The sequence below is a fragment of the Mediterraneibacter sp. HA8405 genome (assembly GCF_056148955.1).
In genome coordinates this window covers 2,248,546-2,265,446 of the sequence record NZ_CM148758.1, presented here as the reverse complement: position 1 = coordinate 2,265,446, position 16,901 = coordinate 2,248,546, and the positions used below count along the sequence as shown (strand labels likewise).

Below are 16,901 nucleotides of genomic sequence, written 5' to 3'. Positions count from 1 at the left end.
GGAAACGACTTGAAAGTACTGGGGATTACAGGCGGCGTCGGCTCCGGAAAGAGCCAGGTGCTTGCATATCTGGAAAGTGAATATCAGGCGGTTGTCTGTCAGATGGATGAAGTGGCAAAACAGCTTCAGAAAAAAGGAACACCGTGCTACCGGCAGATTCTCCGGCAGTTCGGAACAGAGATTGCAGGGCCGGACGGTGAGATTGACCGTGTCCGGCTGGGAGCGGCCGTGTTTTCCGATGCGGGGAAACTGAAACTGCTTAATGGCATCGTCCATCCGGCGGTTCTGGAATGGGTTCGCCGGGATATTAAAGATAAAGCGTCCCGGGGAGTAAAATTGTACGTGGTAGAAGCGGCCCTTCTTCCGGATGTGGGGGCGGGTCTTTGTGATGAACTCTGGTATGTGTATGCTACGGAAAAAGTGCGGTACAGCAGGCTCAGGGATTCCAGAGGATATTCGGAAGAGAAAACTGCCCGGATGATCGAGAGCCAGCCGTCAGAGGAACGGTTCAGGCAGGTGTGCACTGCAGTAATTGATAACAGCGGAACATTTGAAGATACAAAGAAACAGATAGGAGATAAGTTGACGTTATGAGAATGTGCAGCATTGCCAGCGGCAGCAGCGGAAACTGTATCTATGTGGGCAGCGATCATACTCACCTTCTTGTAGATACAGGGATCAGCAGAAAAAGAATAGAAGAAGGCTTAAAAAAACTGGAAATTAAAGGAGAGGAGATCGACGGGGTTCTGATTACCCATGAGCATTCCGATCATATTCAGGGACTGGGAGTCTTAAGCAGAAAGTATGAGCTTCCGATCTATGCTACAAAGGGAACCATTGAGGGAATTTCAGGCTCTACTTCTCTTGGAAAGATGCCGGACGGGCTGTTTCATACGATTCGTGCAGACGAGCCATTCCGGCTGGGAGATATAGAAGTAAAGCCATTTGCCATTTCTCACGATGCCTGTGAGCCCACCGGCTATCGTTTTGAATGTGGCGGGAGATCTGCGGCAGTGGCTACAGATCTGGGAAAATACGATGAATATACAGTCTCCAATCTTACCGGGCTGGATGCAGTTCTTCTGGAGGCAAATCATGATATTCACATGCTGGAAGTAGGGGGGTATCCCTACTACCTGAAACAGCGGATTCTGGGGGACAAAGGGCATCTGTCAAATGAATTGTCAGGCAGACTCCTTTGTGATATACTACATGATAATCTGAAACACATTATACTGGGGCATTTAAGTAAAGAAAATAATTATGCCCGGCTGGCCTATGAAACGGTGAAGCTGGAGGTTACCCTGGGAGACAACGATTACAAAGGGGAAGATCTGGATATGTTTGTTGCCGGAAGAGATAGTGTTTCAGATATTATAATGGTATAAACAGTAAAAATATGCGGTTTAGGAGGAAGAAACCATGAAAAAATGTATTGTGACAGTACTGGGAAAAGATACCGTCGGAATTATTGCAAAAGTATGTACATACCTTGCGGAAAATGAGATTAATATCCTCGATATTTCTCAGACCATCATTCAGGGATATTTCAATATGATGATGATCGTGGATGTAACAGATCTGAAAAAAGATTTTACAACTGTCTGCGATGAAATGGAGGAGCTGGGACGTGAGATTGGTGTAAATATCCGCTGTCAGAGAGAAGAAATTTTTGAAAAAATGCACAGATTATAATTAAGAGTTCTGCCTATGCTGCAGCAGATCTGCAGATCAGGATTATAAAAGAGAATTGCGAGGAGAAGACTATGATAAATATGTATGAAGTGTCAGAGACAAACAAGATGATCGAACACGAAAATCTTGATGTGCGAACCATTACTCTGGGCATCAGTCTGCTGGACTGTATCGACTCTGACCTGAGAGAACTGAACCGCAAAATATATGAAAAGATTACAACGACAGCCAGAAATCTTGTGGCGACAGGCCAGGAGATCGAAAAGGAATTCGGCATTCCTATCGTAAATAAAAGAATTTCCGTAACGCCGATTGCAATCATAGGCGCATCCGCCTGCAAAACACCGGAAGACTTTGTGGAGATCGCAAAGACTCTGGATCAGGCGGCAAAAGAGGTGGGAGTGAATTTTATAGGAGGATATTCCGCACTGGTATCAAAAGCTATGACGAAAAGTGATGAGAATCTGATTCGTTCAATTCCTCAGGCACTTTCACAGACAGAACGGATCTGCAGTTCCGTAAATGTAGGCTCTACCAAGACCGGGATTAACATGGATGCAGTCAGACTGTGCGGAGAAATGGTTAAAGCTACGGCTGAGGCTACAAAAGAGCAGGATTCTCTGGGTTGTGCCAAACTGGTTGTGTTCTGCAACGCGCCCGACGACAATCCCTTTATGGCAGGCGCTTTTCTGGGAGTTACAGAGGCGGACGCGGTTATAAATGTGGGAGTCAGCGGCCCTGGCGTTGTAAAGAAAGCTCTGGAAAAGGTACGGGGGAAAGGATTTGAGGAGCTGTGTGAGACGATCAAGAAGACGGCGTTTAAAGTAACCCGCGTGGGACAGCTTGTGGCCGGAGAGGCATCCCGGCGTCTGGGCGTGCCTTTCGGAATTGTTGATCTTTCTCTTGCGCCGACTCCGTCTGTAGGAGACAGTGTAGCGGAGATTCTGGAAGAAATCGGGCTGGAAAGAGTCGGCGCGCCCGGCACAACCGCAGCGCTGGCGCTGCTTAATGATCAGGTGAAAAAGGGCGGCGTTATGGCGTCTTCCTATGTGGGCGGTTTAAGCGGAGCCTTTATTCCGGTCAGTGAAGATCAGGGAATGATTGACGCGGTTAACGCGGGAGCGCTGACCCTGGAAAAGCTGGAGGCTATGACCTGTGTCTGCTCGGTAGGCCTTGATATGATTGCTGTGCCGGGAAAAACATCTCCCAGCACTCTGGCGGGTATTATCGCGGACGAGATGGCCATTGGTATGGTAAATCAGAAGACGACGGCTGTCCGGCTGATTCCTGTGATCGGGAAGGATGTGGGAGAGACGGCAGAGTTTGGCGGCCTCCTGGGATATGCACCGATCATGCCGGTCAATGAATTCGGATGTGAGACATTTATCAGCAGAAAGGGCAGGATACCTGCACCCATTCATAGTTTCAAGAACTGACAGGAGAAAATGGTTATGGCAAAAGTGGCGATTGTAACGGACAGCAACAGTGGAATTACACAAAAACAGGGAAAAGAGCTGGGGATCTTTGTTCTCCCTATGCCGTTTTTTATAGACGGGAAAATGTTTCTGGAGGATATTACGCTGACCCAGGAGCAGTTTTACGAAAAGCTGGGAGGGGACTCGGATATTTCCACATCCCAGCCGTCGCCGGGAGATGTAATGGAGCTGTGGGAGAAGGTGCTCAAAGAATATGATGAGATTGTCTGTATTCCTATGTCCAGCGGACTGAGCACCACCTGTTTTACTGCGATATCCATTGCGAATGAGTATAAAGGCCGGGTACAGGTTGTGGATAATCAGCGGATATCTGTCACACAGGCGCAGTCCGTATATGACGCGATGAAACTGAGAGACGAGGGAATGTCTGCCGCTCAGATCAGAGAAATTCTTGAGCGGGAGAAAATGCAGGCCAGTATTTATATTACTGTTGACACCCTGAAGTATCTGAAAAAAGGCGGAAGAATAACACCGGCTGCCGCTGCCATCGGTACGGTCCTGAATCTGAAACCTGTACTTCAGATTCAGGGAGAGAAGCTGGACGCCTTCGCAAAGGCAAGAGGCTGGAAATCAGCGAAAAAAATTATGCTGAATGCGATTGAAAAAGATCTGGATACCCGTTTTGCCGGGGTAAAGGACGACATGGTGCTTGGGATGGCCTATACCTGCAGCAGGGAGGCGGCACAGGAGTGGAAACAGGAGATCATGGAACGGTTCCCGGGATATGATATTATAGAAGGCCCGCTGTCTCTGAGCGTGGCCTGTCATATCGGCCCCGGTTCTATGGCGGTAACCTGTATGAAACGTGTATAAACAGAACAGGAAAAATAAGATAATCAGCCATCCTGCCTGCAGAAATACAAATGCAGGCAGGATGGCTGTCAGACTTTTATGACCGGCTGGCTGTATTCATTGCAGAAGGCAGTTTTGAACTTATCCGTTACGACGGAAGCATAGAGGTTTGAGGCGAGCATATCGTGACGGAGCATTCTCTGCCCCAGCGGGGAGAGATCCTGCGCCTGGGAGAGCTGTGCGAGGAGCGGCAGTTCTCCTTTTTTTGCTGCGGCAGACAGAATCTTTTCGCTGTCTTTCCGGACTCCAAGAAGCCGTGCGTAGAAGTGGCATCCGTTTTCGGTGTATTCCTGTACATTTTTTTTCTTTATTCCAAGCATAATATGAAGAAGCGCCCGGTTAATGCGGGTCTGTGTTATCTCTTTTGTCTTGAGGAGTTCGCAGAACTGTTTATAATTGAAAAAATTATTCAGCTGTCCGCAGATTCTGTTTGCCAGCTCCAGTGAGACATCCATATATTTTAAAAGCATTTCCGGAGTCTTGTTCAGCAGTTTGTATTTCAGAATGAGTGAAAAGTCGTTCTGATAGACCGGGTACTGGACACGGTGGAAGTCTTTCAGGAGTTCCAGGCAGCAGGCAGGCACCTGATCTTCCAGCTCCCCAAGTATGCTGGAAAAAGGCGTGTTTTCAAATGTCCCTCCGCTTCGCTCTGTCCGGAGGGAAGAACCGGAATAAGCCAGAAGAGACCGGATGGCTGAGGCGGAACTGTAGTCATGGTTTATCTGACGGTCATGATAGTGGGCGCCGCGCCTTTGTATTGTAAAAGGTGTAATGGAACAGTTCAGTTTTTTCAGTGCCTTCAGGTACTCAATGCCGAGAATATTGTTCGGATCATTGAGCAGAAATGAAATCCCTTCACTTTCCGTATATTCAGCGAGAGCTTCCTGGCGTGCGGATGGAAATGATTTCCCTTCCCGGAGATGATGCTTTAAAACAGTCTGATATTCTGCCGGCTCTTCCAGGAGAATATCCGCTGCCTGCTGAAGAGCCTGCAGATTGTTGCATTCACTTCCGAAGCAGAGAAAATCAACAATTCCCAGTTTCTGCAGAAGGGAAACTGCTCCCAGCGCGAAATATTCTGCGCTTCCGGCAGCATAGCAGACCGGAAGCTCAAAGACGGCGGCAGCTCCGCACTTCAGAGCCATCTCGGCACGGAGACGTTTTGGCATAATGGCCGGAGTGCCGCGCTGGACATAGTCTCCGCTCATGACTACAACAGCCATATCAGCTCCGGTGAGCCTTTTTGACTCTTCGATGTGGTAAAGATGACCGTTGTGAAATGGATTATATTCTGTGATCAGTCCGACAATTTTCATAAGAATCTCCTTGTATATCATTTTCTACCATATTATACTATAAAAAGACGAATTCTAACAGGTGAATAAAAAAGACCGGATAAAGAGGGGGCAGCCCATGGAACAGAACAGAAAACCAGATGTGGATCAGATGACAGAACTGCTGGAAGCGCACAAATTCAAACAGTTGAAGGATGAACTGGAGACCATGCATCCTGTCGATATTGTGGATGTTCTGGAAGAACTGGATAAAAAACAGAGAACTCTCGTATTCCGTCTTCTTGCCAAAGAGGAAGCGGCAGAGGTTTTCACAGATATGAACAGTGATATGAGGGAGGACCTTATTAATGCCCTGACCGATTCAGAACTGGAAGAAGTCATGGACGAGATGTATGTAGACGACACGGTTGACGTCCTGGAAGAGATGCCTGCTAATGTGGTAGACCGTCTGCTGATGGCGACTGATGAGGAAACGAGACAGAAGATCAATGCGCTTCTGCAGTATCCGGAAGACAGTGCGGGCAGCATTATGAATGTAGAGTACATCAGCCTGCGCAGAGAGATGACTGTGGCGGATGCGATTCTGAAAATCCGGCAGGTAGGTATCAACAAGGAGACGATCTATACCTGTTACGTGACAGAAAAGAAAAAACTGATCGGTATTGTGGATGTGAAGGATCTTCTTACAGCAGGAGAATCCAGACTGATTGAAGAGATTATGGATGAGAATGTGCTTTATGCGCGGACTCTGGATGATCAGGAGTATGTGGCGAATATGATCAACAAATACGGCCTTGTTGCGATTCCCATTATTGATCATGAGGACTGCCTGGTGGGAATTGTAACAGTAGACGATGCTATGCTTGTCCTGCAGGATGAGACAACAGAAGATATCAGCATCATGGCCGGTGTCAGCCCAAGCGAGGACTCTTATTTCGGAACCTCCGTATTTCAGCATGCAAAGAGCAGAACACCCTGGCTGCTGATCATGATGCTTTCCGCTGCTGTAACGGGACAGATTCTGGGATATTACGAAAATGCCATGGCTGCCATGCCTGTGCTGATTACTTTCATCCCTATGCTGATGGGAACCGGCGGAAACTGCGGGTCTCAGAGTTCTACTCTGATTATCCGCGGGCTTGCTGTGGGTGAGATTGAGTTCCGGGATATTTTAAAAGTAATATTTAAAGAAGCAAGAATTGCGGTTGTTGTCGGTCTGCTCCTCTCCACTGTAAACGGAATCCGGATCTATATCATGTACGGGCATGATATCAAGCTTGCCCTTGCGCTGGGGCTGACTATGATCGGCGTTGTGCTTATGGCAAAATGCATTGGGTGTATCCTGCCGCTGACGGCCAAAAAGCTGGGCCTGGATCCGGCGATTATGGCGGCTCCGCTGATTACGACGATTCTGGATACATGTACAATTCTGGTGTATTTTAATATTGTTACAGCATTCTATCCGTCGCTGTAAAACGGGCTGATTGTTTTTAAAATTGCACATGAAATTCTCTTGTATACAAAAAACCTTTGCGTTATAATAAAACACAGGTGAGAAAATAGGAAAGGTGGCATTTACAATCATGGGATTTATTGATGAAATCAAGGCAAGAGCAAAAGCTGATAAAAAAACAATTGTTCTTCCTGAGACAGAGGACGAAAGAACTTATAAGGCTGCAGAAGCAGTCCTGAAAGAGGGAATTGCGGATCTGATTCTTGTCGGCAGCAAGGAGCAGATTGAGAAAAACAAAGGATCATATGACATTTCCGGAGCTTCTTTCATAGATCCGGCAACAAGTGAAAAGACAGAGGGTTATATTGCGAAGCTTGTTGAGCTGAGACAGAAAAAAGGAATGACAGAAGAGCAGGCAAGGGAACTTCTTCTGAACAATTACCTGTACTATGGCGTAATGATGGTGAAGATGGGCGATGCTGACGGTATGGTATCAGGCGCGTGCCATTCTACAGCGGACACACTTCGTCCGTGTCTGCAGATCCTGAAGACAAAACCGGGTACAAAACTTGTATCTGCATTCTTCCTGATGGTAGTTCCGGACTGCGATATGGGAGCGAACGGCACATTTATCTTTGGTGATGCCGGTCTGGAGCAGAATCCGGATCCGGAGAAACTGGCTTACATAGCTCTTTCTTCCGCAGAGTCGTTCCGTACACTGACTGGAAAAGAACCGGTTGTGGCAATGCTTTCCCACTCTACAAAGGGAAGCGCGAAACATCCGGATGTGGATAAGGTTGTAGAAGCTACAAAACTGGCACATGAATTCGCGCCGGATCTGAAGCTGGACGGAGAGCTTCAGCTTGATGCGGCTATCGTACCGGAAGTAGGAGCGTCCAAAGCTCCGGGAAGCGAAGTTGCCGGACATGCAAATGTTCTGATCTTCCCTGATCTTGATGCAGGAAATATCGGATACAAGCTGGTACAGCGCCTTGGAAAGGCAGAAGCTTACGGACCGCTTACACAGGGAATCGCAGCACCGGTTAATGATCTGTCCCGCGGATGCAGCGCAGAAGATATTGTAGGAGTTGTGGCAATTACGTGTGTACAGGCACAGGCTCAGTAAAAGAAGCGAAAATGGTCGGCGAACGGCTGGCCGGCCGGAAAAATTAAAGAGGAATAGGTTTCAGGAGGAAAGAAAATGAATGTATTAGTAATTAACTGTGGAAGTTCTTCACTTAAGTTCCAGCTGATCAACGCAGAGTCCGAGGAAGTTCTCGCAAAGGGAATCTGTGAGAGAATCGGTATCGATGGTCGTCTTACCTATCAGCCGGAAGGCGGAGAAAAAGAGAAATCAGACAAGCCCATGCCGACACATACAGAGGCAATTCAGTTTGTAATCGAAGCACTGACCAACACGGAAACCGGTGTTGTGGGAAGTCTGGATGAGATCGGCGCAGTCGGACACAGAGTTGTTCACGGCGGAGAGAAATTTGCTTCATCCGTTGTAATTGACGAGGAAGTAAAAAAAGCCATTGAAGAGTGCAATGAACTTGCGCCGCTCCACAATCCGGCAAACCTGATCGGAATCAACGCATGTGAGAAACTGATGCCGGGAACACCTATGGTTGCAGTGTTTGATACAGCCTTCCATCAGACAATGCCGGAGAAGGCATATATGTACGGCCTTCCCTATGATTATTATGAGAAATATAAAATAAGACGCTATGGATTCCATGGAACAAGTCACAGCTTCGTGTCCAAAAAAGCTGCGGAAGTAATGGGAAAACCGCTTGAGGAGCTGAAAACAATCGTATGCCACCTTGGAAACGGCTCCAGTGTATCTGCTGTTCTGGGCGGAAAATCCGTAGATACATCCATGGGTCTGACTCCGCTGGAAGGTCTTGTAATGGGAACCCGCTCCGGAGATATTGATCCGGCTATCATGGAATTTATTGCAGAGAAAGAAGGACTGGATATTGCTGGCGTGATGAATGTGCTTAATAAAAAATCCGGTGTATTCGGACTTTCCGGTGAGCTGTCCAGCGACTTCCGTGATCTGACAGATGCCATGAATGCAGGGGATAAAAAAGCAAAGATTGCAATGGATGTATTCTCATACCGCGTAGCTAAATATGTTGGTTCCTATGCGGCAGCGATGAACGGTGTGGATGATATCGTATTTACCGCGGGCATCGGAGAGAATGACGATTATGTAAGAGAACAGGTGTGCAGCTATCTGGGCTATCTTGGTGTTGATTTTGACAAAGAGAAGAACGATGGTCTCAGAGGAAAACAGGAAGAGCTTACAAAGCCGGGATCCAGGGTAAGAGTATTTGTAATTCCTACCAATGAAGAGCTGGCAATCGCAAGAGAAACGCTGGCGCTTGTAAAACAGGCGTAATAATATCATCCGAAAACAGGGGTAAAATCAGAAGAACGTTTCTGCTCAAAGCGGCAGCGTTCTTCTGTTTCTGTTCCGGTATTTTTCCTGATATGACCGGATGAAAAAATATTGATTTTTTCTGGTTGACAAACATGATTTACATGATATAATAGTCTAGGTGTGAATAGGAGTAATCTATTATGTTAATTAACCTATCAGACGTTATGTCAGACCAGCATAGGACGGTTGAAGAGACGGTGGAATGTACACTGGATGAGATCCGGATCAGGTCCGGCAATTATCCGGTTGTCCGCAGGGAACCGGTTCATGTGCGTGTGGAATTCGTAAAAGGGAAAGAGCTTATGATCTACACAGATACGGTACTTTCCGTTGCGATTCCCTGCGACAGGTGCCTGGAGCAAGTCAGGCATGAGTTTGTGATAAACAGTACAAAACATGTTGACTTAGGTCTCTCCGATGCAGAACTGACAGAGGAACTGGATGAATCAAACTTTATTGACGGATATCATCTTGACGTTGACAGACTTCTTTTCTGTGAAGTCCTGTCGGGATGGCCGGAAAAGGTGCTCTGCAGAGAAGACTGCAAAGGTCTGTGCAGCGTGTGCGGCCAGAACTTAAATACGGGGTCCTGTGACTGTGAAGATCCGGGACTTGATCCTAGAATGTCAGTAGTCCGTGACTTATTTAAGAATTTTAAGGAGGTGTAACCTATGTCAATCTGTCCAAAGAATAAATCTTCAAAGGCAAGAAGAGATAAAAGAAGAGCCAACTGGAAGATGAGCGCTCCGAACCTTGTAAAATGCAGCAAGTGCGGTGAACTTATGATGCCTCACCGTGTATGCAAGGCATGTGGTTCTTACAATAAGCGTGAAATCATTTCCGTTGATTAATTCAGGTACAAAAAGCAGGGGTGCAGAACATTGAGTTCTGTACCCTTTTTATGTTTTTATGGAAAGAGATACTTATACTTGATTTTTATAATGTTTTCCAGTAGAATAATTTCAGTAGTGTTAGGAGGAAGGAAAATGTCTGATGTTACAAGGGTTGCGCTTGATGCAATGGGCGGAGACAATGCGCCCGCTGAAATTGTGAAAGGCGCGGTGGAAGCGGTTCAGAAAAGAAGCGATATCAAGATACTGCTGACCGGAAGAGAGGAAGTCCTGAAGAAGGAACTGTCAGGTTATACTTATCCTGCGGAGCGGATTGAGATTGTAAATGCTTCAGAGGTGATTGAGACGGCGGAACCGCCTGTAAAAGCGATCAGAGGCAAGAAGGATTCTTCCATTGTAGTTGCCATGAAGATGGTGAAAAAGGGAGAAGCGGATGCGTTTGTATCAGCGGGAAGCACAGGGGCTGTCCTTGTTGGCGGTCAGGTACTTGTAGGAAGGATAAAAGGCGTGGAGAGACCTCCTCTGGCACCGCTTTTTCCCACTTTGAAAGGGGCCTCTCTTCTGATTGACTGCGGAGCCAATGTGGATGCAAGGCCGTCTCATCTGGTTCAGTTCGCCAGGATGGGATCCATTTACATGGAAAATGTTATGGGAATTAAAAATCCGACGGTTGGGATTGTAAACATTGGAGCAGAAGAAGAGAAAGGAAATGCTCTTGTAAAGGAGACATTCCCGCTGCTGAAGGCATGTGATGACATTAACTTTATCGGAAGCGTCGAGGCAAGAGACATTCCCTATGGAGCAGCTGATGTGATCGTATGCGAGGCCTTTGTTGGCAATGTGATTCTGAAGCTTTATGAGGGAGTGGGAGGTGCTCTGATTAAAAAGATTAAGGATGGAATGTTGTCATCATTCAGAAGTAAAATCGGAGCGCTGCTTGTAAAACCGGCATTGAAAGAAACGCTGAAAGATTTTGACCTCAGCGAACACGGCGGGGCACCGCTTCTGGGACTGAATGGCCTGGTGGTAAAGACACATGGAAGCTCCACGTCCAGAGAAATATGCAATTCTATTATTCAGTGCGTCACATTCAGAGAGCAGAGGATTAATGAAAAAATAAAGGCAGCAATACAGCAGGAGGCGCAGGGAAATTTAGAGTAAAGTAGGAGGATTGAATTATGGAATTTGAAAAACTGCAGGACATTATTGCGGATGTGCTGAACGTCCAGAAAGATGAGATCAAACCGGAGACTACATTTGTAGATGATCTGGGAGCAGATTCCCTGGATATTTTCCAGATTATCATGGGAATTGAGGAAGAGTTCGATATTGAAATCGACAATGATGAAGCTGAAAAAATCGTAACGGTTCAGGATGCGGTTGATCAGATAAAGAAAGCAGTGGAATAGAAAAATAAAAACGAAAAAGCCCCTGTGGGCTTTTTCGTTTTCATAACAGAGGATATATAATGGATGATAAATTAAAAGAACTGGAACAGAAGATAGGATATACATTCCGGGATTCTGATCTTTTAAAGACAGCCATGATGCACAGTTCCTATACGAATGAACAGCATATGCCGAAACACCGTTGCAATGAGCGGCTGGAATTCCTCGGCGATGCGGTTCTTGAGCTGGTTTCAAGTGAATTTCTTTTTCGCAGATCCCCGAAGATGCCGGAAGGGAAACTGACCAAGCTGAGGGCAAGCATGGTTTGCGAACCGTCTCTTGCCATGTGTGCACGTGATATCGGACTGGGGAGCTATCTTTATCTTGGAAAAGGAGAGGAATCCACGGGCGGAAGGTACCGGGATTCTGTTACTTCTGACGCAATGGAAGCACTGATCGGGGCCGTGTATCTGGATGGTGGTTTTACTAATGCAAAAGAGTTTATTCATCGTTTTGTACTGACAGATCTGGAAAATAAGCAGCTCTTTTATGATAGTAAAACTATCCTGCAGGAAATCGTACAGGCAGACGGAAAAGACGCGATTTCCTACAGACTTACGGGAGAAGAAGGGCCGGATCACGACAAATCTTTCTGTGTGGAAGTCAGAATCGGCGATACCGTCTTTGGTTCCGGGAAGGGACGTACGAAAAAAGCGGCAGAGCAGCAGGCGGCATATAAGGCTATTCTGCAGCTGCGCCGGCAGAAGTAAAGGTGTTTTATGTATTTAAAAAGCATTGAAGTGCAGGGATTTAAATCCTTTGCCAATAGAATAAAATTTGACTTTCACAACGGCATTACCGGAATCGTAGGTCCAAATGGAAGTGGAAAAAGCAACGTTGCTGACGCAGTCAGGTGGGTTCTTGGCGAGCAGCGTGTTAAACAGCTGCGCGGCGGAAGTATGCAGGATGTGATTTTTTCAGGTACGGAAAACAGAAAGCCGCTCAGTTATGCTTCTGTTGCGATTACGCTTGACAACTCGGACCATAAACTTCCCGTGGAATACGGAGAAGTTACCGTTACGCGTAAACTGTACCGTTCCGGGGAAAGCGAATATCTGATTAACGGCGCGCAGTGCAGGCTGAAGGACATTAATGAGATGTTCTATGATACCGGAATCGGAAAAGAAGGATATTCCATTATCGGTCAGGGGCAGATTGACAAAATTCTGAGCGGAAAACCGGAGGAAAGAAGAGAACTTTTTGACGAAGCGGCGGGAATTGTAAAGTTCAAACGGAGAAAAAACGTTTCTCTGAAAAAGCTGGAAGAGGAGCGGATGAATTTAACCCGTGTGGACGACATATTAAAAGAACTGGAAAAGCAGCTGGGCCCCCTTGAAAAACAGTCCGAAACAGCCAGAGAGTATCTGAAGAAAAAGGAAGAACTGAAGAAATATGACATCAATATGTTTCTCCTGGAAGAGGAACGTTTAAAGGAGAGAATCCGGGATACTCAGGAAAAATATGACGCGGCTTCCGAAGAAATGGAAGAAGCGGGCGGCCGTTACGAAAAAATGAAAGCGGAGTATGAAGCGATTGAGGAAGAAATCGACGGCATTGATCTGGCAATTGAAACTGCCAAAAATCAACTTAATGAGACAACCCTTCTGAAACAGCAGCTGGAAGGACAGATTAACGTCCTGAAAGAACAGATTAATACGGCCCGTATGAATGACGAACATTATGACAATCGTGTAAATACGGTTCGTGTTGAAATTGAAACCCGCCAGGAACAGAAGGCTTCTCTGGAAAAAGAACAGGATTCCCTGCAGGAAAAGCTGCTTCAGGCTTCGGAGGAAGACCGGGAGGCCAGAGAAAGGCTGATTGAAGTTCAGACAAAGATTGCAGAGCACACTGCCGGCATTGAGAGCGGGAAGCAGGAGATCATGGAGCTTCTGGAAAACCGCGCGTCTACAAAGGCAAAGATACAGCACTACGACACGACAAAAGATCAGATCGCGTCAAGAAAGAAGATTCTTGCCCGGACTATACAGCAGCTTGCCGAGGAAGGAAGAAAACAGGGAAGCAATCTGAAAGACTATGAAGAGCAGCTGGATGCAGTCCGCAAAGAGATTGAAACTTATAATGCCAGAATTGCGGAGAATGAGCAGGAGATAAGCAGGCTCCAGAATGAGCTTTCAGAAAAACAGGATAAACTGCGGATTGGACAGACTGCTTATCACAGAGAATCTTCCCGGCTGGAGTCCCTGAAGAATATTACCGAACGCTATGACGGTTACGGAAACAGTATCCGGAAAGTTATGGCCAATAAAGACCGGGAAAAAGGCCTGGTCGGTGTGGTGGCCGATATTATTAAAGTTGATAAAGAATATGAAATTGCTGTAGAAACTGCTTTAGGCGGCAATATTCAGAATATTGTTACAGACAATGAGGAAACCGCAAAGAGAATGATCGCTTTTCTGAAGAATAATAAATTCGGACGGGCTACTTTTCTTCCTCTTACAAGTATGCATGGGAGCAGTGCTATCCGGAATCAGGAAGCTTTGCGGGAACCGGGCGTGATCGGCCTGGCAAGTTCACTGGTTCATGTAGAAAAAAGATTTGAAGGACTTGCAGGGCAGCTCCTTGGCCGTACCATTGTGGTGGATCATATTGATCATGGGATTGCGATTGCCAGAAAATACAGACAGACACTGAGACTGGTCACGCTGGAAGGAGAACTGATTAACCCGGGCGGTTCAATGACCGGGGGAGCATTTAAAAATTCCAGTAATCTTCTTAGCAGAAGACGGGAGATTGAAGAGTTCGAAAAAACAGTGTCCATGCTGAAGTCTGATATGGACGAGATGGAACAGCAGGTCAATGATGTAAAAAGCCGGCGCGCTGCCTGTTATGCGGAAATTGATGAAATTCAGCAGAGTCTCACAAAGGCTTCTGTCGTGGAAAATACAGCGAGAATGAACCTGGAACAGGCTCAGCTGCGACAGCTGGAGGCAAAGCAGCGGCTGGACGCATATGCCGGGGAGCAGGCTGATCTGGATGCGCAGCTCAGAGAGATTGAAGACAATGAGGACTCCATTCAGATGGAACTGGAAACATCACAGAACCTGGAAAGAGAGTGGAATGAAAAAATAGAATCCCTTCAGAAGCTCCTTGAAGATGAGCGGGAAAGGGAAGCTGTGCAGATGAAGCAGTCGGAAGAGGTTCACCTGTCCCTGGCCAGTCTGGAACAGCAGAATTCCTTTATTCAGGAAAATATTATCCGAATAGAGGAAGAAACGGCGAAATTTGAGCAGGAACTTTCCGAACTTGACAGAAATAAAGGCACCGTTTCCGATGAGATTAAAGAAAAGGAAGAAAAGATCAGGGAACTGAAAGAGACGATTGATAATTCTTCCGAGCTTTTTGAAGAGATTAACGGTGAAATCGCGACTCAGACAGGAAAGCGGGAGGAGCTGAATCAGAAACATAAAGATTTTCTCCGACAGCGGGAAGATTTGTCGAAACATATTTCATCTCTTGATAAAGAATGTTTCCGTCTGAACAGTCAGAAAGAATCTTTTGAGGAGGCCTCGGAAAAACAGATTAATTATATGTGGGAAGAATACGAGCTCACATATAACAGAGCTCTGGAGCTCAGAGATGCAAATCTGACCGATCTGTCTTATATGAAAAAGCAGATCCAGAATCTCAAAGGAGAGATACGCAGGCTTGGAACAGTCAATGTCAATGCTATAGAAGATTATAAAAATGTCTCGGAGCGGTATACTTTTCTTAAGGGGCAGCATGACGACCTGGTGGAAGCGGAAGAATCCCTGATGCAGATTATTGATGAGCTGGATACAGCCATGAGAAAACAGTTTGCAGAACAGTTTGCTAAGATTTCCGAGGAATTCAACACCGTATTCCGCCAGCTTTTCGGCGGCGGAAAAGGCACCCTTGAGCTGATGGAAGATGAAGATATTCTGGAAGCAGGAATCCGGATTATCGCACAGCCTCCGGGCAAGAAGCTTCAGAATATGATGCAGCTTTCAGGCGGAGAGAAGGCTCTGACAGCCATTTCACTGCTTTTTGCAATTCAGAATCTGAAACCGTCTCCTTTCTGTCTTCTGGATGAGATTGAGGCGGCCCTGGACGACAATAATGTCAGCCGTTTTGCCCGGTATCTTCATAAACTGACAAAGAATACCCAGTTTATTGTAATTACGCACCGAAGAGGAACTATGTCTTCTGCAGACCGGCTGTACGGAATTACGATGCAGGAAAAAGGTGTGTCAACTCTGGTGTCCGTGGATCTGCTGGAGGACGAACTGGATAAGTAGACGGCAGGACAGCCCGGAGTCCCGGACGATATGAAGGAAAAGTGTTTTCTTCAGGAAAGTGGAGAAAAGAGGTAGCAAGGAAAGGCGGAAATACTGAAATGGAAGAAAAAAAAGGATTTTTCAGGCGGCTTGTCTCCGGCCTGACAAAAACAAGAGATAATATTGTTTCCGGAATGGACAGTATCTTTCACGGATTTTCCAGAATAGATGATGATTTTTATGAAGAACTGGAAGAATTACTTATTATGGGAGATCTGGGCGTACATGCCGCGATGGAGATTCTGGACGATCTGAAACAGAAGGTGAAGGAGAAACATATCCGGGAACCCATTGAGTGCAGACAGCTGTTGATCGACAGTATTAAAGAGCAGATGGATGTAGGAGAGACTGCCTATGAATTTGAAAACCGCACTTCTGTCGTGTTTGTAATTGGAGTAAATGGAGTGGGAAAAACTACGACTATCGGGAAACTGGCGGGAAAGCTGAAGCAGCAGAATAAAAAAGTAGTACTGGCTGCAGCGGATACATTCCGCGCAGCGGCGGGAGAGCAGCTTAAAGAGTGGGCCAACCGGGCCGGAGTTGATATGATCGGCGGACAGGAAGGGGCAGATCCGGCTTCGGTTGTTTATGACGCGGTGGCTGCGGCCCGTGCAAGAAAGGCGGATGTTCTCCTGTGCGATACTGCAGGCAGGCTTCACAACAAAAAGAATCTGATGGAAGAGCTGAAAAAGATCAACCGTGTAATTGACCGGGAGTACCCGGAGGCATTTCGGGAAACTCTTGTTGTACTGGACGCTACGACAGGACAGAACGCCCTTGCTCAGGCCAGGGAATTTAATGAAGTAGCAGAGATAACGGGCGTGATTCTGACAAAGATGGATGGGACGGCCAAAGGAGGAATCGCGGTTGCCATACAGGCAGAGCTTGGCATTCCTGTAAAATATATCGGTGTAGGTGAGTCTATCGATGATCTGCAGAAATTTAATTCAGAAGAATTTGTAAACGCACTGTTTTATCAAGAGGAAGAATAAAGCCTCCGGGAAACAGTTTCAGAACAATTAGTCTAGGAACAGAAAGAAGGATAG

General features: G+C 46.5%; 16 protein-coding genes. 15 read left to right on the top strand and 1 reads right to left on the bottom strand.

The annotated features are described in order from the left end of the window. Positions 1 to 9 precede the first annotated feature (9 nt). From coaE to AC0QUU_RS10680, 5 genes are all read left to right on the top strand, one after another. On the top strand, positions 10 to 594 hold the full coding sequence (gene coaE, locus AC0QUU_RS10700) for a dephospho-CoA kinase (RefSeq protein ID WP_474542708.1): 585 nt from the start codon (positions 10 to 12) through the stop codon (positions 592 to 594). Next, entirely contained in the window at positions 591 to 1,388 is a 798-nt protein-coding gene (locus AC0QUU_RS10695) for an MBL fold metallo-hydrolase (protein WP_474542707.1), read from the top strand. The genes coaE and AC0QUU_RS10695 overlap by 4 nt, the downstream gene beginning before the upstream one ends. 34 nt (positions 1,389 to 1,422) lie before the next feature. Continuing rightward, positions 1,423 to 1,695, top strand: a complete 273-nt coding sequence (locus tag AC0QUU_RS10690; RefSeq protein WP_474542705.1) for an ACT domain-containing protein — start codon at positions 1,423 to 1,425, stop codon at positions 1,693 to 1,695. 71 nt (positions 1,696 to 1,766) lie between these two features. After that, positions 1,767 to 3,131, top strand: coding sequence for a DUF711 family protein (locus AC0QUU_RS10685; protein ID WP_474542704.1), 1,365 nt, complete (start codon positions 1,767 to 1,769; stop codon positions 3,129 to 3,131). A 15-nt stretch (positions 3,132 to 3,146) separates the two neighbouring features. Continuing rightward, positions 3,147 to 4,004: a DegV family protein gene (locus tag AC0QUU_RS10680; RefSeq protein ID WP_474542702.1), complete on the top strand. Its 858-nt coding sequence runs from the start codon at positions 3,147 to 3,149 to the stop codon at positions 4,002 to 4,004. A gap of 68 nt (positions 4,005 to 4,072) precedes the next feature. On the opposite strand, the gene AC0QUU_RS10675 is transcribed toward AC0QUU_RS10680, so the two are convergent. Next, positions 4,073 to 5,359, bottom strand: a complete 1,287-nt coding sequence (locus AC0QUU_RS10675; protein ID WP_474542701.1) for a nucleotidyltransferase — start codon at positions 5,357 to 5,359, stop codon at positions 4,073 to 4,075. Between the two features lie 97 nt (positions 5,360 to 5,456). Here AC0QUU_RS10675 and mgtE point away from each other — a divergent pair, with 97 nt between their 5' ends. The 10 genes from mgtE to ftsY all read left to right on the top strand — a co-directional run bounded on the left by mgtE (position 5,457) and on the right by ftsY (position 16,847). Continuing rightward, complete coding sequence (gene mgtE / locus AC0QUU_RS10670; RefSeq protein WP_474542699.1) at positions 5,457 to 6,812, top strand: magnesium transporter; 1,356 nt, start codon at positions 5,457 to 5,459, stop codon at positions 6,810 to 6,812. Between the two features lie 109 nt (positions 6,813 to 6,921). Then, positions 6,922 to 7,917, top strand: a complete 996-nt coding sequence (gene pta, locus AC0QUU_RS10665) for a phosphate acetyltransferase (protein WP_474545566.1) — start codon at positions 6,922 to 6,924, stop codon at positions 7,915 to 7,917. A gap of 75 nt (positions 7,918 to 7,992) precedes the next feature. Next, a complete protein-coding gene (locus tag AC0QUU_RS10660) occupies positions 7,993 to 9,195 on the top strand; it encodes an acetate kinase (RefSeq protein ID WP_474542698.1) in 1,203 nt (400 codons plus the stop codon). A 182-nt stretch (positions 9,196 to 9,377) separates the two neighbouring features. Then, positions 9,378 to 9,905 carry a YceD family protein gene (locus AC0QUU_RS10655; RefSeq protein ID WP_474542697.1) on the top strand — a complete coding sequence of 176 codons (528 nt, stop codon included), beginning with the start codon at positions 9,378 to 9,380 and terminating at the stop codon, positions 9,903 to 9,905. Between the two features lie 3 nt (positions 9,906 to 9,908). Beyond that, complete coding sequence (gene rpmF / locus AC0QUU_RS10650) at positions 9,909 to 10,088, top strand: 50S ribosomal protein L32 (protein WP_087177255.1); 180 nt, start codon at positions 9,909 to 9,911, stop codon at positions 10,086 to 10,088. A gap of 135 nt (positions 10,089 to 10,223) precedes the next feature. Next, on the top strand, positions 10,224 to 11,249 hold the full coding sequence (gene plsX, locus AC0QUU_RS10645) for a phosphate acyltransferase PlsX (protein ID WP_474542695.1): 1,026 nt from the start codon (positions 10,224 to 10,226) through the stop codon (positions 11,247 to 11,249). Positions 11,250 to 11,266: 17 nt separating this feature from the next. After that, complete coding sequence (gene acpP / locus AC0QUU_RS10640) at positions 11,267 to 11,497, top strand: acyl carrier protein (protein WP_474542694.1); 231 nt, start codon at positions 11,267 to 11,269, stop codon at positions 11,495 to 11,497. A 59-nt stretch (positions 11,498 to 11,556) separates the two neighbouring features. Continuing rightward, entirely contained in the window at positions 11,557 to 12,246 is a 690-nt protein-coding gene (rnc, locus tag AC0QUU_RS10635) for a ribonuclease III (protein WP_474542693.1), read from the top strand. A gap of 9 nt (positions 12,247 to 12,255) precedes the next feature. Continuing rightward, positions 12,256 to 15,816, top strand: a complete 3,561-nt coding sequence (smc, locus tag AC0QUU_RS10630; protein ID WP_474542692.1) for a chromosome segregation protein SMC — start codon at positions 12,256 to 12,258, stop codon at positions 15,814 to 15,816. A 98-nt stretch (positions 15,817 to 15,914) separates the two neighbouring features. Continuing rightward, entirely contained in the window at positions 15,915 to 16,847 is a 933-nt protein-coding gene (gene ftsY, locus AC0QUU_RS10625; RefSeq protein ID WP_474542691.1) for a signal recognition particle-docking protein FtsY, read from the top strand. The last annotated feature ends 54 nt before the right edge of the window (positions 16,848 to 16,901 follow it).